This window comes from Dyadobacter bucti (assembly GCF_005869225.1).
In the GTDB taxonomy this organism is placed as follows: domain Bacteria; phylum Bacteroidota; class Bacteroidia; order Cytophagales; family Spirosomataceae; genus Dyadobacter; species Dyadobacter bucti.
On sequence record NZ_SWFP01000004.1, the window covers coordinates 363,605 to 387,995 of the forward strand.

The following is a 24,391-nucleotide window of genomic DNA, read 5'->3' on the forward strand; positions in this document are numbered from 1 at the left end:
GGAATGGGTTTAAAATCCGACACGGACACCTGCTGTAAATGACTTCGCCGTGGGATAGCTATTGTGGTCAAGGCCCTGGATCGGGTTTTCATCCCCGCCTCTGGAATTGACTTCGGGATCCCACCAAGAGTATTTGGTGAGGGTCAGCAGATTCTGCCCGCTGACATATAACTGCACGTTTCTCAAAGACTTAACCTGCCATTTTTCCAGCGGAAGATTGTAAGCCAGCTGGATATTTCTCAGCCGCAGATATGAACCGTTCTCAATAAAGCGGTCGGATACGCGCAGATTTGAACTTCTGGTGATGAGCGGATATTTCGCATTGGTATTTTCCGGTGTCCAGTGGTTGTAAAGTACTTCTTTCGGCATATTGAGACCGAAACCGTAATCCATCGTATTCACTACCGAGCTCACATTGAAAAGGTCATTTCCCTGGATACCCTGCACGAAAAGCGTAAGGTCGAACCCTTTGTAGGACATACTGGAATTGATCCCGTAAATAAAATCGGGGTTTGGGTTTCCGATGTAGGTTTTGTCGTTTTGGGTAATGGCGCCGTCCCCGTCAAGGTCTTCAAATTTCAGTTTTCCGTCTTCGGTATACCCGTCTTCCCGGTACCCCCAGAACTGTCCTACCGGCCGGCCTTCTCTCAAAATAGTGGTTATATCATTGATAGCCACCACATTCACATTGCCTCCCAGCACGTCCCCGCTGTCATACAGTTTTACAACTTTATTGCGGTTCAGCGAAATGTTTGCATTGAGGTCCCATTTGAAATCACCGGTAAGAATGCGGGTATCTATGCCCAGTTCCACGCCCTGATTCTGCATTTCGCCTACGTTTCTGATCGTGGAGGTGTAACCGAGAGAAGAGGGCAAACTTACCCTGTTGAGCAGGTTACGGGTATTTTTGATATAATAATCTGCCGAAATAATGACCCGGTTTTTCAATATCCCAAGATCAACGCCTATGTCTTTTTGTTCGGTAGTTTCCCATCTGAGGTCGCCCGGCAATACCGTGCCCGGCGTGAACGTGGTGAACATGGCGTCGTCAAATACCGTCCTGCCTGCATTCAGTCGGTTCAATGTAGCATAAGGATCAATCGCCTGGCTGCCGGTAAGTCCCCAGCTGGCCCTCAGTTTCAGATCGGAAATGTGGGTATTGTTTTTCAGGAAATCTTCATTGGAAACCCGCCACGCCACTGCGCCGGAAGGGAAATAGCCCCATTTATTATTCTTGCTGTACCTGGACGAACCGTCGCGGCGGAGGCTGGCTGTAAAAAGGTATTTGTCTTTCAAAGCGTAGTTGACCCGCGCCAGGTAAGAAAGCAAAACCGCTTTGGAATAACCTGAACCGGGAATGCCCGGCGTTGCCGCCGAACCCAGGCCCGAGGTTTCAGTGATATCGCTCAGGAAACCGGTACCGCTGCCGGTTACATTGGTATTCAGAAAGTCCTGATAGGTAAAGCCCGCCACAGCCGACAAACTGTGTATGTCATTGAATGTCTTGGTATAACTGATGGTATTTTCATTCAGAAAGCTCGTCTGCTGAATGCTGCGCACCGTGGCGTTCCCATTGGAGTTGACAAAGTTACGGGACGTGTAGATATCTGTACGGTCATCTGCGTTTTCGATGCCTCCCGAGATTTTAATGGCGATTTCTGGGATTGGATTATAAATAAACGCCGCGTTCGATAAAATGCGGTTGGCTTTCACCACGTTGGTTTGCTCGTTGATGAAATTCAGCGGATTGATCAGGTCTGTTGCGATGAACGGGTACGCAGTGGCCATAACTCGGTACGAACCGTCTGCATTGTAAGGTGAAAGTGTTGCAGGAGCTGATATTGCAGCCGAAATCATAGAGTTGCCCCGGGCGCCGCCACCGCTGTCCCGTCGTTCTGTTTTCAGGCGGGATAATGTTGTGGACATCGTGAAGGATATTTTTTTGCTGATATTATGCCTGAAATTTGTGCGCAAAGAATACCGATCGTAATCGCTCCCTTTAATGATTCCGTCCTGCCCGAAGAAACTGCCGGATATTGAAAACTGCGTTTTATCATTTCCCCCGCTGACGGTCAATGCGGTTGATTTGATTGCCGCACGGCGGAAAACCTCATCCTGCCAGTCAAAACCTTCGCCGAAACTGTTGATCTGTTCGTCTGTAAAATAAGGGGTTACCTTATCATTCAGGGCTTGTATGTTGTAAAACCGGGCATATTCAGAAGCATTCATCAGGTCCAGCTTTTTACGGAGCGTTTGCGAGCTGTAACTGGTTTCAATGTCCACCCGTGTTTTTCCTGCCTTACCCTGTTTTGTTGTGATCAATACCACTCCATTTGCTCCCCGCGAACCGTAAATGGCGGTTGCAGATGCATCTTTCAGTATTTCCATACTTTCAATATCCACATTGTTCAAAATGGTAGGGTTGGTGCCCGAAGTTGGAAATCCGTCGATCACATAAAGCGGCTCGTTGCTTCCCTGGATCGAGTTCGTGCCGCGGATGCGGACTGTCATACCCGAGCCCGGCGAGCCGTTGGTCTGATTGACCTGCACGCCGGCAGCCCGGCCCGAAAGTGCCTGTAAAGCATTGGAAGTAGGAAATGAATTGAGCTCTTTCGATTTAACCTGCGCCACTGAGCCCGTGAGGTCGCTTTTTTTGACAGTACCATACCCTACCACGACCACTTCATTCAGCGAGCGGTCTTCAGGCGACAGCGTCACCGTCATGGCTGATGAATTTCCCACAGCCACTTCCTGACTCTGGTAACCCACAAAACTGAAAACCAGCGTCGCATTTTCTTCGATCAATACCAGCCTGAAATTGCCTTCAATATCCGTGGTAGTACCCTTTTGCGTGCCTTTTATCACGACGCTGACACCCGGCAGGCCTACGCTTTTTTCGTCAAGCACCTTTCCGGTCAACTCACGCTCCTGCGGTATTTTCGGCTGCAGCGGCATGATCGCCGGTATGAAGCTCTGGTTGTTGTCGACTTTGGTCAGGATAACCTGCCGCCTCACGATCTTGTATTTGATATCGAGCGGGTTCAGGAGTTCATTCAGCAGGTCGACCAGTTTCCGGTCCTCGGCTTGCAGGCTCTGCTTCTTGGCATCCCGGATCAGGTCCGGCCGGTATGTGAATTTTACATCGGCCAGCTTTTCTATATTTTTCAGGATCGTCATGAGCTCCTGATTCTTCGCATTGATCGTAATTCTTTGATTAAGAAGGTCCTGCGCATCTGCTTTCCCTGCAAATGACCAGCCAGTAAAAATCACCGCCAGAATAGTCTGAATGAGCGAGATTTTCATAATGGGGTATAGGATTTTTTGGATTATAAATTCTTTTTTCATTAGTTTTGATTTGTTCTTGTTTTGAGAAAAAGCAATAACGATCCTTTCATCCGCGAAAGCGGATGCATGGTTTTCGGAACATGAAAGGGATTTTGAGCCGGTAACGCTGGAACCGTTACCGGCTTTTTTGCAGGGTTTAATTCATATTATCTGGCGGGTTTAAGGGTTAAGGTTAATTGCACTTTCTGCCGGTGATCACAATCTGGGCGTCTACTACCTTATAAGTAGCCCCTATCGCCTCACAAATGACATCCAGCCTTTCAAACAGGGTTTCTTCGGAAAGTGAAGTCGTCAGGTGGCAGGAGGAAAGTACTTCCGGGTCAAACAGGAAATCCACGCCGTAGGCATTTTCCATCGCCTCGAAAATCTCAGTAACCGGCGCATTGTTAAAGGCAAATTTTTCAAGTTCCTTCTTAGCGATCACGACCTTGGGCTGTTCCACAAGTGACCGGCTCAGCGTTTCATTTTTGCGCTGGAAATCCACCTGCTGATTGGGAATCAGGATAATGCCTTTGGTTTCGGGATCAATGTCGGCCACGTAACGGTTGGCAAAAACGGAAACCCTCCCCGTTTTCACAGCCACGGTAACCTGGCTGTCCTCATCAAATGCCTTGATCGTGAAGCTTGTGCCCAGTACCTTGGTAACCAGTTCATTGGCGTATACTATGAAGGGTTTCTCCGGATCTTTGGCTACATCGAAAAACGCTGCCCCGGACAGATACACATCTCTAGTTTTCTGAGTGAAATCGCCCGCGTAGCTCAGCTTGCTGCCTTTGGCCAGAAACACCCGGCTTCCGTCCGACAGCGTTACGACAAGCGTTTTTTGTCCTTTATTGACCACTTCTTTCAGAGGCGTTTCTACATTTTGAACCAGCTGCTGATACCCTGTTTTCTTTGCTGGAAGCAGGCTATAATATGCCGACCAGCCCAGCCCGAGAAGCAGGAAGACCGAAGCCGCAGCCAGCCATAACCGGCGGTACCCCGATTTTCTCCCGGAATCCAGTTTGGTCATAAAAAGTTTCGCATCAATGTTGTCCCAGATCTCGGCAGGGTCTTCTTTCGGGAACGGCATGGCGGATGCCTCCGACAGCTGCTCCACGATCTGCCGCGCCTGCTCCATCACTGGTCCGCGATCGGGGTAAGCCGCCGTCACCCGCTTCCAAAATAAATTGTTTTGCGTATCCGGTGATTTTACCCATTCGATAAACCGTTCGTCGCCTACAAAATCTTCGACAGAATATGTTGTGTATTTTTCGATCATAGAGATGCCTTTCTAACCCCTAAATCGGGAGGATATAGGTTTGTACTCATTTTTTATAAAAAAAATTAAAAAAAAAGTTCAGCCCAGCAGGAAAATCAGGAGCATGATCCAGCCCGCAACCTGAAAGAACTTGCGGAGCTCTCCGATGGAGCGATGGAGAAGATTGCGAACGGACTGGTTGCTGATCTGCATCATCTCGGCGATTTCTTCCAGGCCGAAATTCTGATGGTAGCGAAGCTGCAGCACTTCCTGTTGTCGCTTTGGGAGCTGGCTGATCGCATTTTGCAGCCGTTTGATAAGTTCTTCGTGGGTTTCATTTTCCATCAAAGCCTGCTCCAAGGGAAAGTCTACCAGGAGGCCCTCGGCAAATGATTCCGGGTCGGGCCCGGGTTTATCGTGCTGGATTTCGATGTTGCGCACAATGCGGTTCCTGAGCGCACGGAACAGGTAAAATTTGATGGAATCGGTATCGGAAAGATTGGCACGCTGCAGCCAGAGATTAAGAAAGACATCCTGAATGCTGTCCTTGATCAGCTGACGGTTGGAAGTAACGCGGTAACCGTAGCTCAGCAGATCTTCAATATAAACATTATAGATTTTAGCAAAAGAATCCCTGTCACCTGATTTGAACTTGTTCCATAGCTGATCTCCGTCACTTGCTTTCACTGTAATGCCAATCGTTTAATAAGGAGTTTCGCAAATTAACCACAAATCTTATTAAAATATTTATCTACGCCTGTTCATTCTTGTCAAAGTTGCGGGAACCTCAGAAATGGCACTTCCGCTTGTATTCGAGCGGTGTCAGGCCGGTTATCCTTTTGAAATGCCCGAAAAAATTTGATCTGTTGTTAAACCCGCATTCAAAACAAATTGCTTCTGCCGTGATGGAACTGTCCTCAATGAGCATTCGCTGGGCATGACTGATCCGGATTTCTATCAGGAAATCGTGGAAGGTCTTTTTGGTCATGATTTTGAAATACCGGCAAAAGGAAGTTACGCTCAGGTTTGCGACAGAGGCTATCTCGTCCAGTGTCAGATCCCGCTTGTAGTTGGCCAGCGTGTGGGAATATACTTTGTTGAGCCTGTCTGCTTCTTCCTTGCTCGACTGGTAGGACGATTTTTTGGAAATAGGCTGCATATCTTCACTTTCACAAAGAATTTCCAGCATATTCAAAATGACCACCACTCTTTTCAGTCCGGTTGCTTTTACCGACCGGTGCATCAATGTGATAAGCTTTTCACGCGTCTCGCCGGTGATCACAAGGCCGGCTTTGGCTTTTTCGTACAGGTGAATGATCGCAGCGGATTCCGGTTTTGACAGGAAATCCTGACCAATGAAGTCGGGCAGAAATTGTACCACTATCGCCTCTGCAGTCACTTTGGGATCCCTCTTGAAATATTTTTCATGGCAGCGCCACATGTGCGGGAGGTTTTCGCCCAGCAGAAGCAGTTCGCCTGCATCAAAATTACTGACGTTATCGCCCACAAAGCGTACGCCCTCGCCTCTGACAATGTAGTGGAGTTCCAGTTCCGGGTGATAGTGCCACACCGTGCCGAAGTTGGGCAATGTATGGTGCCGGGACAGGTGGGAAGTCAGAACATCTCTTGGAACCAGGTAAAATTGCGGTTTCATAAGGGTTAAGATCTCAATTTTTACACAAGGTAATTTTATAAAAATCCAATAAAAAGTGATATGCTAATCCGGCGTACATTGTGGATAATTATTTGATCGGGTTTTAGGAATGTTTCCGGGAGATTTGCAGAACATAACAGTTCCAATATTTTACCGGAAGAAAATATGATAAACCCTTTAAAACTCAGAAGGCCCGTCTGTCAGATGCTGCGGGCCGGATTACTGAAGATAGCGCTGGTCATGCACGTGGTGGCAATCTTCGGCGCTTCCCTGACAGCCGCACCAGCCGACCGCATCATACGCGGGACCGTCAGGGATGCAGAAAGTCAGACTGGCTTACCAGGTGTTAACCTGATCATCAAAGGCAGCCAACAGGGAACGACTACCGATGTGAACGGAAAGTTCGAGATTGCTGTGCCGGGCGACAGTACTGTCTTGGTGGTCAGCTTTGTCGGTTACCTTTCACACAGTGTTGTTGTAGGAAGCGCCAGTACCCTCGATATCAGTCTGAAAGTAGATCAGAAAGCTCTGGACGAGGTGGTAGTGGTAGGCTATGGAACACAGTCGCGACGGAATGTAACAGGCTCGGTGGCCAAGGTAGACATGAAGCAAACGGAAAACCTGCCTAATACGAATATTACCCAGGCATTGAGAGGAAGAGTCGCCGGCGTGCAGTTTACGGACAACGGAAGGCCCGGTCAAAATGGTTCGATTCTGGTACGTGGGCCCAGGTCGCTGAGCGGGGGCAATAACCCGCTGATCGTACTGGACGGGATATTCTTCAATGGCAGCATGGCGGAGATCAATCCCAATGATATCGAGTCGATGGAGGTTCTTAAAGATGCGAGCGCCGCGGCTATCTACGGTTCGAGGGCTGCCAATGGGGTTATATTGATTACCTCAAAAAAAGGCACTACGGAGAAGCCTACGATCCGATTCAATGCATTTGCCGGAATTGCAGACCGGGCTTATAAAGTGAAGCTCCTGACGCCGGAACGTTATCTGGAGAGAAAAAGGGACTATAACAAAGCAGTTGGCTTACCCTTCGAGAAAATTACCGATTTACTTCAGTCATCCGAAGTTGCCAACTATGAGGCGGGCAAAATTGTGGATCACTGGGATGTGGTGTCGCAGGATAGCAAGATAAGTTCCTATGATCTAAGTCTTGCCGGAAGGGCAAAGCATACCAGCTATTTCATTTCGGCGTCCCTGGTAGACGAACGGGGCTTGTACCTGAACGACAATATGAAACGTATATCCCTGCGCGCCAATATTGAAAATGAAGTTACCAAATGGCTCACATTAGGGGTCAACTCCACTTACAGCAGGCGCGATTACTCCGGGCGAGAGCCGGATCAGGCAAGCAATATCGGACCCTATTCAACTCCGTTCTTCGAAGATGGCGAGCCGACGTTCTACCTGCTGCCGGAAGATCAGACCAACCAGGGAAATCCGGTCAGGAATTCAATTCTTACCAAAAATGAAGAGATATGGCATAATTTGTTTGCAAATTTTTATGCTCTGATCAACGTACCTTTTATCAAAGGACTGAACTACCGCCTTAACTATTCCCCCAATTACAGGTGGAGACACAATTACGATTTTTTCCGGCAAGACAAGCATATTACAGCCAACACCACTACCGCGGGCAAAGTAAATCAGGAAGATTTTGACTGGGTTATGGAGAATATCCTGACATACTCCAAACAACTCAATCCGGACAATGCGGTAGACGTGACTTTGCTTTACGGAAGAAACCATTTGGGCTGGGAATCGACCACGGCTAATGCGGTACAACTTTCATCTGATGTCTTGGGGTGGCACAACCTGGGACTGGGGGCTGTACTCACCAATAGTTCATCGGCAGGTTCTTCCGACGGGGTGTCATCGATGTTACGTATCAATTATAAGTTAATGGATAAATACCTGTTCACACTCACTGCACGGCGTGACGGAAGCTCGGTATTCGCAAGTAATAACAAGTATGCAACTTTCCCATCGGGTTCTGTCGCCTGGATTGCCTCAGAGGAATCGTTTCTTAAAAGCGTTGGTTTTTTGGATCTGCTGAAGGTCAGAATGTCATATGGGGCTGTGGGGAATCAGGCGATCAGTCCTTATCAATCCCTCAGCTTGTCGGCAACGAACCGGTATGTTTTCAGCGACGGAGGAGTTTCGTCCCTTGGCGTGTTCCCTTCCAGTATGGCTAATCCGGATTTAAAGTGGGAAACAACCTATACAGCCAACGCTGCCATTGATTTTGAGCTGTTTAAGCGACGCGTAGGCGGTACGGTCGAATTTTACAATATGGATACTAAAAATCTGCTCGTTCAGCGTTCGCTGCCGACCATGACGGGTTACAGTTCTGTCTGGACCAATCTGGGGGCAACTAACAACAAAGGTTTTGAATTGACGCTGAACACCATCAATCTTCAGAAAGGGAAATTTGAATGGAGCACCAACTTTGTGTTTTCGACCAATAAGAACAAAATAGTCCATCTATATAATTCTGATACAAATGGAGATGGCAAAGAGGACGATGACCTGGGAAACAGGTGGTTTATCGGTCAGCCAGTAAGTGTTGCATACGACTACGTTTTCGATGGTATTTATCAGGAAGGGGACGAAATACCGGCAAATTCAAAAGCTGGATCGGTACGGCTTAAAGATCTGAATGGAGATGGGAAAATAGATCCTGCCAATGACAGAAAAATTGTGGGACAAACCGGACAGCCGCTTTACCGGTGGGGAGTAACAAATAACTTGAGATACAAAAACATTACGCTTTCTGTTTTTGTAAACGCTCTTCAAGGCTGGATTTCGGCAATTGATCTGAATCCCGGTATCCATACCCACCGGAATTATAACAGAATCGACGATGGTTGGTGGACACCTGAAAACAAATCGAACACCAGTCCTTCTGTAGTATATGTTAATCCACTGGGACATAGCTACTATCGCAGCAGAAATTTTGTCAGGCTGCAGGATGTTTCCTTGGTCTACCAGTTTCCGGAAGCATTAATAAAACGCGCTAAACTGTCCGGGTTACAAGTGTTTGCGAGTGGGAAAAATCTATATACCATTACCAAATGGCCGGGCTATGATCCCGAAAGCGGGGCCAGCCAAAATGGAATACCTGCTTCGCGGATCGTTACACTGGGCGTCAATTTCGGATTCTAATTTATCTCCTTACTCATGACCAATTATGAAAACTTATAAATTCAGAAAAGGAATCTTTTGCCTGCTGACACCCATCATGTGCCTTTTGACCCAGTCATGCGGCGACGATTTTCTAAATGAAGTCCCACTCGCATCGCTGAGTTCTGAGAACGTGCTCACTTCCAGATCGGGTTTCGAAAACTATATCAATGCACTGCATTTCGGCGCACGTGAGGAACTAACCAAGTTTGACTATCTGCCCTGGTATATGAACCTTCAGATCGGCACAGATATCGCATGCAATGGTGAGAACGCGACACCGAATTTCCGGAACTGGGAAACCTTTCTGACACCCGTTACTGCCTGCGTGGAACGCTACTGGGACTGGGCATACGCGGACATGCTTCCCAGAGCAAATACGGTTATTGTATATGCAAACAGGCCTGAATCAGCGAAAATCTGGTCCAATGAGGCTGAAAAGAATGCCGTGATTGCCGAGGCCAGGTTTTTCAGGGCCTACACCCATAATTTTCTTGCCAATTTATATGGAGGAGTGCCGGTTGTGGACACGATTTACATAGGTCCTAAAACGGATTTTGCCAGGAATACCCGGCAGCAGGTTTATGAATCAGCTAAAAACGATCTGGAATTCGCTTCGGAATGGCTGCCCGCAACCGTGGAAAAGAGCAAGGAAGGACGGATAGTAAAAGCGGCAGCCGATCATCTTTTGACCGAAGTATATATCAGTCTGAAAGAATATGACAAAGCCATAGCAAGTGCATCGGAAGTGATCAATTCCGGGCAGTATCAACTGATGACCGAAAGGTTTGGAGTCAACAGGGCTTTGCCGGGAGATGTATATTCGGATCTGTTTAAAACCGGTAATCAAAACAGAAGCTCCGGAAACCTGGAAACGATCTATGTGTGGCAGTTCGAAGATCAGACTCCGGGAGGTATGGGCTCGAATACCGGCGGGAACCCGAGCCTCAGAAACTGGTCACCTTTTTATGTCAATGTGAAAGATCCGGACGGAAAAGCAGGAATGATAGTCCAGGATAGTCTGGGCCGCGGGGTCGGGATTGTCAGACCGACCACCTATTTCCTTTATAATCTTTGGAAAGACAACTGGAATAACGACATAAGAAATTCCCCTCACAACATCCGCCGGACTTATTATTACAATAATCCTTCCTCTGCCTGGTACAAAAAGGAAGTACTGAAAGAACATTATGCAAAGCTGGATACTTTTCAAATGTTGTACCCAACACTCAGAAAAATTGAGGGCAAGATCGGATACCTGGGAGGTACGAGTTTGTTTCACAAAGGATTCACCTATTCCGATTTTATCGTTTATCGTCTGGCCGAAACCTATTTGCTGCGGGCTGAAGCGTATATGCTTAAAGGTGAACTGGCAAAAGCAGCGGAGGATATCAATATGATCCGTAAACGTGCAAATGCCAAACCGGTTTCACCAGATGAAGTTACGCTCGATTACATTCTCGATGAACGTGCCAGGGAGCTGATTGCCGAAGAGCCCCGGCACAGGACCCTGGTCAGGACTGGTAAGCTGGTGGAGCGTGTCCGCAAATATAACATGCGCGACGATGCACGGTCGACAATTCAGGATAAACACGCGTTCTGGCCCATTCCCCAGAAAGCAATTGACGCAAATTTCAGCAATAAACTTGATCAGAACCCGGGATATTAACTACCTGAATCAGTTGCAGCATAATAAAATAAACTCTTGATCATGAATAACATATCAAAAAAATATAGTTTGCATACCCTTCTTTCTATGTTGGTCGTTTGTCTGTTTTTTAATACAAACGGCATAGCCCAAAGTACCCCCGGGCAGCAAAGCGGAAAAGGAGAGGTACTTTACAATGGTATTGAACTTCCCGACCAATGGCCTCCCAAAACCGAAGACCCGAAATCTGCGGAACCTATGCGTGTACCATACCTGGAAACGCCGCCGAAGGTGATACCCATCAATACTGGCCGCCAGCTTTTTGTCGATAACTTTCTGATTGAAAGCTCTGATCTTAAACAAGTCTTTCATACGGCAAAAAAGTTTGAGCATAATCCTGTTTTTTCTGCTCAGACAAAAAGCGAGCTCAGCCATGTCGACATCGGGGAAAAGGGACAAAAAGCTGTTACGTATCTCGGGCACGGAGGTGTTTTCTTTGATCCGGGCGAACAGCATTTTAAAATGTTTTACACGGCCGGTTGGAGAGGTGGCCTGGCTATGGCGACCAGCAAAAATCTTGTAAACTGGACGCGCCCGGATCTGGGTATTGTAAATGAAAATATCCTGTTGCCTTCCGGCTGGGCGGATGCTGGCGGTGACAATTCATTTTGGCTGGATGTGAACCCTGAAAATGCTTCTGAAAAATATAAATATTTGACAGACAGGGGTACTCACAATAAAGACCGCCGAAATCATACGGTCCAGACTTCAAAGGACGGCAAGGCCTGGACTCCGGAAGTCTCTACAGGAAAAGCAGATGACTACTGTTCATTCTTTTACAATCCGTTTCGTGATAAATGGGTTTACAGTATCAAAAGACAGGGGATAGGCAGGGCAAGATATTATTCTGAAAACAAGGATTTTATAAAAGGTGCCGATTGGAGTAATGCGGTTTTTTGGGCAAATGCCGACAAACTTGACGAAGCCGATCCACTGATAAAAGATCAGCCTCAGCTTTACAGCCTCAATGCAGTAGCCTATGAAAGTATTATGCTGGGCGAATTTTACATTCTGCTCGGGCCTGATAACCGTATCTGTTACGAAGGGAAATTTCCAAAAATTACCGAACTGAAACTCGGTTTCAGCCGCGACGGTTTTCACTGGGACCGCCCCGATCGCCGGGCATTTATCAAACCCACACAGAAAGATGGCGATTGGGACAGGGGCTATTTACATGGCACCACCGGTGTTTGTCTTGTTATGGGCGATGAACTTTGGTTCCCATATTGCGGGTACTCGGGTATCGCTCCCGATGGGTCGAGGGGGATGTACTCAGGCGCTGCCATCGGTATGGCAAAATTGCGGCGGGACGGATTCGCCTCCATGGAATCAGAAGGTAAAAAAGGAACATTAACTACCAGGCCAGTCACTTTCGACGGGAAACATTTCTTTGTAAATGTGGATTGCACGGAAGGTGAATTAAAGGTTGAGATTTTGGATGGAAATAATAAGATAATCGCCCCATATTCTCTTAAAAACAGCATTTCAGTTAAAACAAACAAGACGTTACATCAGATTAAATGGAAAGGCTCCCCGGATCTTTCCGCCATTAAAGGCAAGCCTGTCAAATTTAGATTTCATTTGACAAATGGAAAGCTCTATTCCTTTTGGGTTAGCCCGGACGAAAGTGGGGCAAGCTATGGCTACCTGGCAGCTGGCGGGCCAGGATACGATGGCGTGATCGATACAAAAGGGAAAAACGCTTACTGATTTCAGGTTAAATATTTGATCGATAATGACCATTTACAAATTATCAGCAGGACTTTCCTGCCTGTGTTTCGCGATAGCCATGTTTATGCTTTCCACAGGCAACGCTTCCCAGGCTGGTCCGGCGATTACCGCATTCTTCCTTTTGGTGGCTGTTGCCTTTCGGGGATATGAATCTCTGAAAGGGTTTAGCTACACCATGTTCATTCTTGGCGCAGTGACGGCCGCCCTGTTTTACCCTCATTATTTTATAGAATACAATGGTTTCAGGTTCACAGGGCTGATCACACCGCTGATCCAGCTGATCATGTTCGGTATGGGTACTTCCATGAGTTTTGAAGATTTTTCGGGTGTGATCAAAATGCCGAAGGGTGTCTTTATAGGTGTTACCAGTCACTTTCTGATCATGCCGCTGCTGGGTTTCGTACTGGCCAGTATCAGTGGTCTCGAACCCGAAATTGCGGCGGGTATTATCCTGATCGGCTGCTCGCCCAACGGGATGGCGTCCAATGTGATATCTTATCTGGCTAAGGCCAATCTGGCGCTTTCTATCACTATTACAGCCATTTCCACTTCCATGGCTCCATTTGTCACGCCTCTTCTGATGAAGTTGCTTGCCGGTGCTTTTGTAGAAATTAACGCATGGAATATGATGTGGGATATTGCCAAAATGGTCATTCTGCCGATCGGGGCCGGGCTGCTTTTCAACAAGCTGTTCAGCGGAAAAGTGAAATGGCTGGATGAAGCGATGCCGCTGGTTTCTATGTTCGGGATTGCGTTTTCCATTGTGGTGATCACGGCGGCGGGTAGAGACAGCCTGGTCAGGATCGGCCCGTTGCTGCTTTTACTGGTTTTGATCCACAATCTGTGCGGTTATCTGCTGGGTTACTGGTCGGCCAGGTTGTTCAGAATGAATGAGCGCGATTGCCGCACGATCGCGATCGAAGTAGGTATGCAAAACGGAGGCCTTGCTTCCGGCATTGCCAAAGAAATGGGCAAAATAGCCACAATCGGACTTGCTCCTGCAATTTTTGGCCCCTTAATGAATGTAACCGGTTCCCTGCTGGCTTCGTGGTGGCATCGAAAAACTCCTGAAAACTGATATGTCAAACAGAAAAGCAATACACTACTGGAAGTGCGACCGTCCGTCCGCATTTTATACGCTTACCAATGACCGGCTCACCACCAGTGACTCATTTTTAATAGAAAAATCTTTGATGCAACAGCTTGAAAAGTGGTTCGGCAACAAACCTTTTTCGCTTCGGAAAGCGGGTGGGCAGGGCAATCATATCACATATCTGGCCGAGTATGGCACCGAAACGTATTTTCTCAGACTGGAAAATGGCCCGGAAGGAGATGATTATATGGAAATCGAGGCCAGGGTGCTGGATCTGGTACGGGAAACTGGGGTTCCGACCCCCAAGGTTTATGCAGTGGACGCAACCCGGTCGGAGGTAACGTTTTCGTACCAGATGCTGGAATTCTGCAATTATCCTGATCTGAATAAACTGCATAAGGAAAGAAACCTGGATCTGGTTAACCTTGCGGGGCACATCGGCGGGAATATAGCAAAATGGCAATCCATTACACCCGCTGGTTTCGGTCCTTTCGATCCCGGATTACTGAGGGATGGTGGCCAGTTAAGGGGCTTGCATAAAACTTACCCTGATTATTACTTCCTGAACTGGAACAAACATCTCAATTTCCTTGTGGAAGGCGGACTACTGAACGAAACCGAGGCGGAGGACATGGAGATCCTGGTGGGACGACATAAAAAATACCTTGAACTGGATCACGGCTGTCTTGTTCATAAAGACCTGGCGCTATGGAACATTCTTGGAAACGCAGAAGGCATTAAAGCATTTATCGATTGGGATGATACCATTTGTGGTGACCCCACAGACGACCTTTCCCTGCTGGCCTGTTTTCATTCCGGCGAAGTGGTAGAAGCAGCTATTCGTGGTTATCAAAAAATAAGGGTATTACCAGCGCATTTTCTGACCAGGTTCTGGCTGCATTTACTGAGGAACATTGTGGTAAAAGCTGTAATCCGTGTCGGTGGGGGCTATTTCGACCGGAAGTCGGATTTTTTTCTGCTCGGGTCCGGTGCCACTGGAACTTCACTGAGGGACTTTACCAAACAAAGAATTCAAACTGCCTGCGAAGGACTTCAGAGCCTCAAACAAATCAAAGATCTATGAAAGCAGATACTGGTTCCCGGCGGTTGGGCATAGGAACGTGGTTATCGGTCGGCTCTCCTGTTATTGCCGAGATTGCATCGGAATGTGGTTTCGACTGGTTACTGTTTGACCTGGAACACGGCTGCATCAGTGAATCGGGTGTACTCGCCTGCCTGCAGGCAGCAAAACGTGAGGATATCAGGCTGATCGTCCGGGTCGGTTCTCTGGACGAAGCCCTGATCGCCCGCGTCCTCGACTGGGGCGCTTCCGGCATCATGCTGCCGCACGTCTCTACGCCGGAGCAGGCTGCTGACTGCGTCAGGGCAATGCGTTATCCGCCCCATGGTTCACGCGGGTTCTCGAGTTCAGCGCGGGCGTTCAAATACGGACTGGATGCACCGAAAGATATGTCGGGCTGGGTACCGCCTTTGTTTCTGGCGCAGATCGAGAATTACGAAGGTGTGCGGAATTCGGCGAACATCGCCGCTGTCGAAGGTGTCGATATGCTCTTTGTGGGTCCGGCTGATCTTAAACTCGATCTTTCCTTTCGTTCCGGAGAGCAGGCATTGTCTTTTGAAGAGGCGCTGGCCACAGTTAATCAGTCCGCACAGCTGCATCAGAAACAATCGGGCATTCTTGTGAGAAACCCTCACGATATTCCGGAGTTGCAGCAGGCGGGATTTACGTGCCTGGCATTGGGATCGGATATTTCTTATCTCAGAGAAGGCTTTACAGGCAGCCTGAAAAACATCGGAACAAGCTGAAAGTAAACGAACTCTTCGGGAAGAAATCCGGCCGGCATCCATAACTCCGGTTACAATGGCTGCCAGAGAATTTTGTGCAGGATCAGTTTGATAACCAGTGTGGAGTCAGGGTGGACGTTTGGCGGATAATCTTTCCTCTTTACCAAATAGGGGGGAGCGATTATCTCTTTCACCTCCCCGACTTTCATCCCCACCAGAGCTTCATCCACAGCCAGCGTCGCCTGGTTTCCGCCAATAAGCACCTTGACTGGCGTTGTCGTACCCTCGTTAGAGTACAGAATCGTCCCGTTCCTGTAACGGGTAGTCTCAAACAACAAAATTTCCTGTCCGGTTTTGGCTTTGACCCCGGTTCCTTTCATGATCCTTTTGTACTGAAGGCCAGATGGCGTGCTCATAATCCTGCCCTTCCAGCAACCGGCAAGCCATGGTACCAAACACATCAGTAGAAAAGCGGTGAGGGGCTTGTTGCATAGGAATGTGTATCGGGTAGGGGGGAACAGCATTTTAACTCCTGTTTTAGTGGATTTCAAATCTACCAGCTTGAATTGATAGCGGCGATTACACATTGTAAAAGATTGTTAACAGACTGTAAAAGTTGGTTTTTTCACTGGTACGGTCTGTAAAAAGTGTTGGTTGAAAAATTGAGGAAAGGGGAAAATGGGTGAAAAATAAAAGACTAAAAACTCTTTTATTTCAAGGCTTTTGAAAATACATTTGTAAATAAACCAGGGGAAGATGTTTTTTTCGAAAACGTGTGAATACGCAATAAGGGCTGTGATTTTTATAGCCCAGAAATCCGAGGGAGGGAAAAAGGTCGGTATCAGAGAAGTAGCAGCAGGAATAGATTCGCCGGAGCACTTTATTGCCAAAATTCTTCAGGACTTGAGCAAGCGTCAATTGATACAATCCAGTAAGGGTCCCAATGGTGGTTTTTACATCGGTGATGCGTCGCGGAGGCACACGTTAGCGGATATTGTTAGTGCGGTGGACGGTGATAAAGTGTTTAAAGGTTGTGGATTAGGACTCAAAATCTGCTCGGAAACAAAACCTTGTCCGTTGCATAACCAGTTCAAGGAGATCAGAAAAAAGATGCAGGTTGCACTGCAGTCAGCGACGATCGGGGAGTTCAATGAGAGTCTTAATTTAGGATTGAGCTACATCAAAGAGAGGTGAAATTTTAGATTTGATTAAAGTTCACAAAAAGGTATCGCTTCTGTTTGCTGCAAAAGATAAAGAACATAACAATGCATTGGTTCTGAAGTGTTATCTGGATAAATTGGTTTGAGTGATAAAAGTGGTATGGTGTGAGAATGCAATTGAATTTAAGAATGTCTGTTGGGAATAGGGGTGATGTCTCGTTGCTGGTGTGTATTGCATTGCTTTGCGCAGGCTGCGGAAATGACCGGACATCTTCAAACGAAAAACAAGCCAGGACAACAGAAACAATTGCTGATCTGGGGGCGCTTCCGCTTTATGTAACGGACCCGGCCGACAATCCGTCAAGTCCTGAGAAGGTAAATCTGGGCAGACTCCTGTTTTTTGACCCGGTTCTTTCCGGAAATAAGGATGTGTCCTGCGCTACCTGCCATCAACCGGAGTTCAACTATGCCGAATTCCTGGAAACGTCCATCGGGGTAAACGGGGTAGGGAGCGGCAGTAAAAGAAGGTTTATTGAGACCAATGATCTGCCATTCGTAAAACGGAACTCTCAAAGTATATTGAATACTGCCTTCAATGGGATAAAAAACGGAGAATTGTATGAGCCGGAAAAGGCTCCTATGTTCTGGGACCTGAGAGCGAAGGGGCTGGAAATGCAGGCATTGGAACCTATCCGGACGCTGGAGGAAATGCGCGGCAATTCATTTCATGAGGATAAGGTCCTGGACGAAATTATAGAACGGATCCGGAAAATTCCGGCTTACAGCGTGTTGTTTTCTGAGGCTTTCTCCGGTGAGCAGGAACCCGTGAACCAGCTTAATTTATCCAGGGCGATCGCATCCTACGAGCGTACGCTGATTGCCCCCAATACCCGGTTTGACCAGTATATGCGTGGCGACAGCAATGCCTTGTCCACAAGTGAAAAGGACGGACTCAATGCATTTCTGGTTACAGGCTGCGCGAAATGCCATTCGGGGCCGATGTTTTCCGATTATAAGCTGCATACCCTGGGCGTACCCGATACGGACAACCGGAAAGAAAGCGATGCAGGAATCAACAATGATTATGCATTCAGGACACCCTCACTCCGGAACCTTCGGTATACGGGCCCGTATATGCACAGCGGCAAATTTGCGACCCTGGAGCAGGTGCTGATGTTTTATGAAGACGTTGCCGGAGGAAAGATATTAAATTCGAATGTGAAGAAGGAACAAATGGATTCGCTGGCTACACACATGGATGTGAATTTTAAAGATATATCCAGGATCGTGGAGTTTTTAAACACACTCAATGACGACTCTTTCGACAAAACCGTCCCCGCTTCTGTACCCAGCGGATTGCCTGTGAAGGGTCTTTGAGAAGTCCCGCAGCTGCCCATTCCGCAGCAGAGGCCGAAACCGGAAATGCCCAGGTAGTCTCAATTCAATGTCATCAAATAGAAATATTGCTTTTCCCTGGTTTTGACCTGGTATTCTTCGTCCTTGTAAACCAGTGTCGGGATGATCGTATTTTTTTCTTCGCGATCCAAAATTGTACGTGTTTGCTATGATTTCGCGGCTGGCCGATTTGTTTCGGGCGAAGTGAATTCGTTACCTTTGGAAAAAGTAATATACTATGAACCGTAAGAGTTGTCTGCCCCCTCCGGCACCTTGAATTACCAATAGCTTGATGAATGCATTGCCTCCAAATCATTTGGACCTGCGATGCTGTGATTCAAAATTTAAAATATTGATAATTTGAAATCTTTAAGAAGTAGACAAATCTTATGAAAAAAACATATCTGGTATTACACGCTGCTGTAATACTGGCCGGCTTTACTGGTGTATTCGGGAAGCTGATCTCGCTGAATGAAGGACTGCTGGTCTGGTACCGGGTATTCTTCTCTGCTATTTGCTTGTTTTTTATTCTGAAACTGCTCAATGTAAGTACTGCTATTTCACGTAGGGAAAAGCTTGCTATCGCTAGAATTGGTCTTTGTATTACTGTACACTGGGTGTTTTTTTATGCCAGTATCAAGTATTCCAATATCTCAATTGGTGTCGTTTGCTACTGCCTCACCAGCTTTTATACGGCGATTTTTAACGGGTTGATCAACGGAAAATTCGAAGTTTCCGAGCTGTTGCTGAGTTTGCTTACTTTGCTGGGCATCGGACTGATTTTCCATTTTGACGCTTCTTATCAGCTGGGCATCATGCTCGGGACCATTTCATCTGCCTTTGCTGCGCTTTATACAATTTACAATGAGCGGCTGGTACGGCGGTATGACAGTAAGCTTATCAATTATTATCAGATGGCCGGCGGCACAGTTGGCCTGGGGATTTTACTGCCTGCCTACCTCTACTATTTTCCTGTGGAAAGCCTTATTCCAAGCTTAAAGGATACTTTCTATCTGTTGCTGCTGTCGCTTTTCTGTACGGTCGGCCTGTATGTGTTGTTCGCTGAGGCATTGAAAAGGATACCGGCATTTACCGTGAACCTTACCTTCAACCTTGAACCGATCTATGCCATTATTATGGCTTTTCTGTTTTTTGGTGAAAGTAAAACCGTGAATGCATCCTTTTACATCGGCTTGCTGTTTGTAATGTCTTCCGTGGTTTTTCAGAGTTTAATATCTATGCGGCAGAAAAGCTAAACATAGCCGGGAATCATCCGGTTTGAGGACTGATCCCCGGCTGTTTTTTGTGAATTAATGTGGAGATGAAATGTGAAGTGCTAGTTTTGTAACCTAAAAGCACACTTATGAAACACATTTCTACTATCATACTGATACTTCTTGCTTCATTCGCTGCCAGCGCGCAGGTATCCGGAGATCTTTTTCAAAAAAATATCGATGCACATATCGACATTGTTCCGCTTGGTTTTCCGGATCCGTCCATTCGCTTTGGCTCCGAAATGATGCTGGGCAACCGCTGGTCGGCGGGCCTGAACCTGGGTGTGGGCGTTCCCATTCCCGGCAACCGAGGACTGGGGTTTAGCGAGCCCAGGTGGACCAGGGGGTACCGGCTGTTCGAAGTGCGGCCTGAAATCAAGTTTTATTGGTTAAAACGTGAAAGAATGGGTTGGTACATGGCGGCGGAAGGGGTGTTTTCGGCTATGGCAGGGACTGCGGGGAAAAGTTACTATTTTGCTGAGCACAGTGACACGTTGCAGGTGAATTTTGACCAGGCCGATTTTCAGAAGACCAAGATCGGAATGATCGGAAAACTGGGCGGGCGGTTTTTGCTGGCCGAGCGCATCACGCTGGACTTTTTCTCCGGGTTGGGATTATCCAGTACCCGCTCCTCCTACGGCAACCTTGTAAATCCGACAGAAAGCAGGTCAGACCCATTTTTTGAGGGGGAGAATTACAATGTCGGCAAAAGAATTACCGGGCACCTGTCTTTCGGGTTGCGAGTAGGTATGGTGATATGGAAAAAGCCTACTGGGTTATCCCGGTAGGCTTCTTACACTCAGAAATATTTTTTGATCGATTTGGGGTAATCGGCAAAAGCCAGTCCGGGTTCCGGAATCTCGGGATGCCACATTTTTTCCCATTCAAAACTATAATATCCGTCATATCCCCCCGATTTCAGTGTGTCTATGGCCTCCGTAAGCGGTGCCACGCCCTGACCGATAAAGGTGTATTCCGGTTTGCCGTTCACCAGCCTGCCGTCCTTGATGTGCGTATGCCTGATGTATTTTTTTAAAGTAGCATAAACCTCTTTGGGCGGCTCTTTCGTCACCGACCACATGTTGAAAATGTCCCAGATAAGGCCTACGTTCGGATGCTCGGCCTGCTTCATGATCCGGAGCAGCACATCCTTCCAGATCACCTCTCCGTGAGACTCAAGTAAGACGGTGACATTGGCTTTTTCAGCGTATTTTCCCAATTCCAGAAGCCCTTCGCCGATGATGTCTATTGTTTTTTCCCGGTCCTGGTCTTTCGGCAGGTCGTTTGGGAATACCCTTACATACGGGCAGGCGAGTTGTTGGGCCAGATCGATAAAACGCCTGGCTTCGTCCAGGTTTTTTTGTCGTTTTTCCGGATCCAGATGATGCAGGGCCGTTGACGCGCCCAGGTTACAGATCTTGATCTTTTTGTCTTCAAATTGTTTTCGGGTCTGCGCGATCTGATCCGGAGAGCTAAACTCCGGGCATTTGGGAAGATACAGCTCACCTTGCAGCCCGCGGATCTCAACAGCCTGATAACCCTGGGCAACTGCCGTTGAGATGATCTCGGAAACCGACCACTTCGGACATCCCAGTGTCGAAAAAGCCAGTTTGGGTTTACTCTTTTTCAGGGGCAGATCCAAGGCCGAGATTGCGGCAAGTGCCATACTATTTTTTAAAAATATCCTGCGGCTGTTCATAAGGGTTAGATTTTGTTTGTTTCGGGGTCGATGCTGAATTGGAGCACGGTCTGCAAATTTCGCCCAATATAAAATACGGAGGGCAGAAATCTACTTTTGAAACCTACATTCAGCCCGCAAAACGGCCGGTAAAAGCAGAAATGGATAGGAAACAAAACAGGTTAAGCAAGGTCAGTTTTATCTTGAAAGGAACTTTTGGACGATAGTCAAAGCAGTTTTTGGGTCTTAGTTACTGGTATTGGGCTGTCACACTGTAAGTTCCGGCTATTGGCTTGTTAATGCGAACCCATTCTTTTTGAATGTCAAAATCCTTCCAGGGTTTCCCGTTTACGAGCACTTTACGGATCTGTTTTTCCTGCGGGTGACGGAACCGGATCAGCAGTTCGGCCGGCGGATTCCGGTCTGACAATTCAATATGGGCTGTAACCGACCCGGTAGCCGCCTTACTTTCCATTGTGTAGGAAAGCGGGCCAAAATACGTTGGTGCATTTTTAATTTTGATCTGTTTGCCATTTGTCAACCAATTTCTCGGAATGGCCTGTCCAAGTATTAAAGTAGACGAATCCCTTTCGCTTACCAGCATGTTACGATATAGTTCAAACCAAGCCCCATCGGTACTGGGCGGGCCGTAGTATTGCCCCCAGGCCCAGCGGTGCTCAACCGGCGACAGCTGGTTATGCGAAAAACCACATGCCATCAGACTGTAAAATGCCCTGATAGCAGCTTTGGGTTCGTCCCGTAAAAGATAGGCCGTTGCCTGCTGCACATACACCGGCTCATTGGCAGCTCCCTGGTTTTTCAGAAAGAGATTATCTTCATGGTCGTGTAACATGGCCGTTGTGAGCCAGCCACGCGGATCAACAGCATTGAGCCGGGCAAGGTGCAGCGGCCCGCAATCCACATCGGAGGGATACCACTGATCCATCATCCGCCGTGTGGTCATAGCGTCTGTGGGTACAAAATTAGTCCAGCTTCCGTCGGCCAGCTGCACCACCGCAGACCTGACACTGCTTTGTGAAAATGCTTTTTCAACATCCTTTTTCAGCCTTCCGGCGGCGGTTAATACCTCGTTTGCTTTTGGATGTCGATGAATTTTTAACGCCCGGCCGAATATTTCCAGGCCTGCCACAAAATAGGCCTGTGAAAAAGCCCATTCACGATCAGCGTGGGTAAGGTCGTTCAATGGCCCGCGGACCAGACCGGTAGCGGCACTATCCTTTCTGGTATTGTTTACCTGCGCAAGGCACCAGTCCACTGTTTTGATCGCCTGTGGCAACAGTTGGTTAAAGTGTTCCCGATCGCGGGAGAGCAGGTAATTTTTACCGATGGCATACAAATGCCCCGGCGAATAAACAGCCCAGTTTGCGAACCCGCCAATCCTGCCATCTTTTTGCTGCTGGCTACGGAACATAGCGCCTATTTCGGCATCGGCTACGGACTGGTACCCGCGCAGACCATAAAGCATATAATCCACATAAACGGCCTGGTTAACCGGCCATTCCGCATTTTTTTGTCCGTATGCAGTGTTCGCATAAGGTAAATCCATTTGAAGTGTTCCATTGTTGTCTTTTCGGTGCCGGGGGAGGATGAGGGCATGCCATAAATTCGCGCGAAAAAGATCATTGACAGCCTGCTCAGGAACCTGAAAAGACGCGCCCTGACAGAGCCAGTGCTCCCAGTAATTCACCACCGATTGGCGGGCAGTTTGAAAATCGATTCCGTATAACACTGCACTATCGGCAGCTGCAACTGCGGGTGAAGGCAGTTTGGCCAGAATTTCCCTGGTTTCATCACTATCTGAATTCCCTGTAAATTTCAATTGAATGACGGACGAAGAATCTGCTCCATTTGTTGACCGGGTCTGCTCTACGGAAAAGCCCGGCCCCGTTTCCACGGTCAGCCAGATCGCATGGTTTCCCTGTTCGACAACATTCCAACGTTCCCCTGACCTTTTGGCTTCCAATTGTACTTTTTTGGCTACACCTGCTATTTTTAAATCGAATGAAACCGGGCCTGATTTGCCTGAAAAGTGCATTTTGGTCAGCATAACACTTGGAATTTCTCCCGGGTTGTCGCCAGGAAAACCGGCGAGCGGAGCGGCAAACTGTTCGGTCCCGCATACCTGTCCATCCTTTTCAAGGCGGGTAAGGCAAATGGGTAAGCCGTTGACTATCTTTTGTGATTGCCATTGACTTCCAGGCCAGGAGACGTCAAATTTGAACTGATGCGGTGAGGCAAAATCAGGCCGGACATTCGCCTGGCGGTCTATCGCAAATTTATACAGTGAGCCATGAGCCGCTGCTGTGATCAGCAGGTGCCCGGTTGTGCCCAGGTATTTGGTCTGCCAGGAAACGTCCCAGTCGACAGGGTTTCCGAAATCTTCCCACTTCTTTTTAAATTCTGCAAGCGTAGCATCCGGCGATTTGTTGACCACATCCAAAGTCCGCTTGCCGGTCAGCGACGACAGATGTTTTTTAAAATCAACAGGCTTGTCCGCCAGCGTAATGTAGCAGTCGTGCCCGGGCAGCCACATTGCGCCATGCCGGAGCAGTTGTGCTACTGCAATTGAAAAGCCTTTTGTGCCATCATCGGCCAGTTGAATGGTCAGTTTTGGCGTATCGGGCTGCTTCCAGGTATCATCCTGCAGGCGGGCCGCCTGACCTTCGGAGCCGTTTTCCATCAGGTAACCCCACATCGCATCATTGTTGACGGTATACTGGTCTTTGTGGGATGCCAGTTTTAGCGGTGCGGCCGTCGGTGCGGGCCAGGCAACCTCGACGGTCAGGATATCGATGTCCCCCTTTCCAGCATGAAGCACCGATTTGCCACCCGCTTGGTCGTTCTTTTCCATTCCCGAACCGATTGGCCCGAAAACTTGCAAACCTGCCGAACCCGGCAAAATCTTTACCGAACGAGCAGTAGTTTTTGGCGCCCGGTGACCAAAGGAAATGCGTATTCCGGCTTTGTTCAGGCCAGCCGGGTGTGTCTGCATCATTTTCCCGGAAACGTCTACGGATAATGTCAGCCAGGCCGCACACAGGCAGAATTTTATGTATTTCATCAATCAGCTCGGGGGAAACTCAGATTTTGA

At 47.9% G+C, this 24,391-nt stretch carries 17 protein-coding genes; 10 read left to right on the forward strand and 7 right to left on the reverse strand.

Annotated features, from left to right (window positions below; all coding sequences use genetic code 11):
* Positions 1-9 precede the first annotated feature (9 nt).
* The 4 genes from FBF61_RS15315 to FBF61_RS15330 all read right to left on the reverse strand — a co-directional run bounded on the left by FBF61_RS15315 (position 10) and on the right by FBF61_RS15330 (position 6,239).
* A complete protein-coding gene (locus FBF61_RS15315; protein WP_138478683.1) occupies positions 10-3,303 on the reverse strand; it encodes a SusC/RagA family TonB-linked outer membrane protein in 3,294 nt (1,097 codons plus the stop codon).
* Between the two features lie 214 nt (positions 3,304-3,517).
* Positions 3,518-4,606 (reverse strand): FecR family protein, encoded by a 1,089-nt coding sequence (locus FBF61_RS15320; RefSeq protein WP_138478686.1) that lies wholly within the window; start codon positions 4,604-4,606, stop codon positions 3,518-3,520.
* Between the two features lie 78 nt (positions 4,607-4,684).
* Positions 4,685-5,272 (reverse strand): RNA polymerase sigma factor, encoded by a 588-nt coding sequence (locus tag FBF61_RS15325; protein ID WP_166444542.1) that lies wholly within the window; start codon positions 5,270-5,272, stop codon positions 4,685-4,687.
* 100 nt (positions 5,273-5,372) lie between these two features.
* Positions 5,373-6,239 (reverse strand): AraC family transcriptional regulator, encoded by an 867-nt coding sequence (locus FBF61_RS15330; RefSeq protein WP_138478690.1) that lies wholly within the window; start codon positions 6,237-6,239, stop codon positions 5,373-5,375.
* A gap of 165 nt (positions 6,240-6,404) precedes the next feature.
* Here FBF61_RS15330 and FBF61_RS15335 point away from each other — a divergent pair, with 165 nt between their 5' ends.
* The 6 genes from FBF61_RS15335 to FBF61_RS15360 are packed head-to-tail and all read left to right on the forward strand — an operon-like array spanning position 6,405 to position 15,793.
* On the forward strand, positions 6,405-9,416 hold the full coding sequence (locus FBF61_RS15335; protein WP_138478692.1) for a SusC/RagA family TonB-linked outer membrane protein: 3,012 nt from the start codon (positions 6,405-6,407) through the stop codon (positions 9,414-9,416).
* 25 nt (positions 9,417-9,441) lie between these two features.
* Entirely contained in the window at positions 9,442-11,103 is a 1,662-nt protein-coding gene (locus tag FBF61_RS15340) for a RagB/SusD family nutrient uptake outer membrane protein (RefSeq protein WP_138478694.1), read from the forward strand.
* A gap of 42 nt (positions 11,104-11,145) precedes the next feature.
* Positions 11,146-12,852, forward strand: coding sequence for a glycosyl hydrolase family 32 (locus tag FBF61_RS15345; protein WP_138478696.1), 1,707 nt, complete (start codon positions 11,146-11,148; stop codon positions 12,850-12,852).
* Positions 12,853-12,877: 25 nt separating this feature from the next.
* Positions 12,878-13,951 carry a bile acid:sodium symporter family protein gene (locus tag FBF61_RS15350; RefSeq protein ID WP_138478698.1) on the forward strand — a complete coding sequence of 358 codons (1,074 nt, stop codon included), beginning with the start codon at positions 12,878-12,880 and terminating at the stop codon, positions 13,949-13,951.
* 1 nt (position 13,952) lies between these two features.
* Positions 13,953-15,050, forward strand: coding sequence for a phosphotransferase family protein (locus tag FBF61_RS15355; protein ID WP_138478700.1), 1,098 nt, complete (start codon positions 13,953-13,955; stop codon positions 15,048-15,050).
* The gene (locus FBF61_RS15360; RefSeq protein WP_138478702.1) at positions 15,047-15,793 is read left to right on the forward strand and encodes an HpcH/HpaI aldolase family protein; all 747 of its coding nucleotides are present in this window, start codon (positions 15,047-15,049) and stop codon (positions 15,791-15,793) included. The genes FBF61_RS15355 and FBF61_RS15360 overlap by 4 nt, the downstream gene beginning before the upstream one ends.
* Before the next feature lie 50 nt (positions 15,794-15,843).
* Here FBF61_RS15360 and FBF61_RS15365 read toward each other — a convergent pair whose 3' ends face one another.
* Entirely contained in the window at positions 15,844-16,188 is a 345-nt protein-coding gene (locus FBF61_RS15365) for an FKBP-type peptidyl-prolyl cis-trans isomerase (protein ID WP_166444543.1), read from the reverse strand.
* Positions 16,189-16,528: 340 nt separating this feature from the next.
* Here FBF61_RS15365 and FBF61_RS15370 point away from each other — a divergent pair, with 340 nt between their 5' ends.
* The 4 genes from FBF61_RS15370 to FBF61_RS15385 all read left to right on the forward strand — a co-directional run bounded on the left by FBF61_RS15370 (position 16,529) and on the right by FBF61_RS15385 (position 20,389).
* Complete coding sequence (locus tag FBF61_RS15370; protein WP_138478706.1) at positions 16,529-16,966, forward strand: RrF2 family transcriptional regulator; 438 nt, start codon at positions 16,529-16,531, stop codon at positions 16,964-16,966.
* A gap of 155 nt (positions 16,967-17,121) precedes the next feature.
* The gene (locus FBF61_RS15375) at positions 17,122-18,309 is read left to right on the forward strand and encodes a cytochrome-c peroxidase (protein WP_138478708.1); all 1,188 of its coding nucleotides are present in this window, start codon (positions 17,122-17,124) and stop codon (positions 18,307-18,309) included.
* 407 nt (positions 18,310-18,716) lie between these two features.
* Entirely contained in the window at positions 18,717-19,583 is an 867-nt protein-coding gene (locus FBF61_RS15380; RefSeq protein WP_138478710.1) for a DMT family transporter, read from the forward strand.
* 107 nt (positions 19,584-19,690) lie between these two features.
* A complete protein-coding gene (locus FBF61_RS15385) occupies positions 19,691-20,389 on the forward strand; it encodes a hypothetical protein (RefSeq protein WP_138478712.1) in 699 nt (232 codons plus the stop codon).
* An 11-nt stretch (positions 20,390-20,400) separates the two neighbouring features.
* Here the strand turns inward: FBF61_RS15385 and FBF61_RS15390 are convergent, their stop codons facing one another.
* Entirely contained in the window at positions 20,401-21,267 is an 867-nt protein-coding gene (locus FBF61_RS15390) for a sugar phosphate isomerase/epimerase family protein (protein WP_229215064.1), read from the reverse strand.
* 262 nt (positions 21,268-21,529) lie between these two features.
* Positions 21,530-24,361 (reverse strand): hypothetical protein, encoded by a 2,832-nt coding sequence (locus tag FBF61_RS15395; RefSeq protein ID WP_138478716.1) that lies wholly within the window; start codon positions 24,359-24,361, stop codon positions 21,530-21,532.
* Between the last annotated feature and the right edge of the window lie 30 nt (positions 24,362-24,391).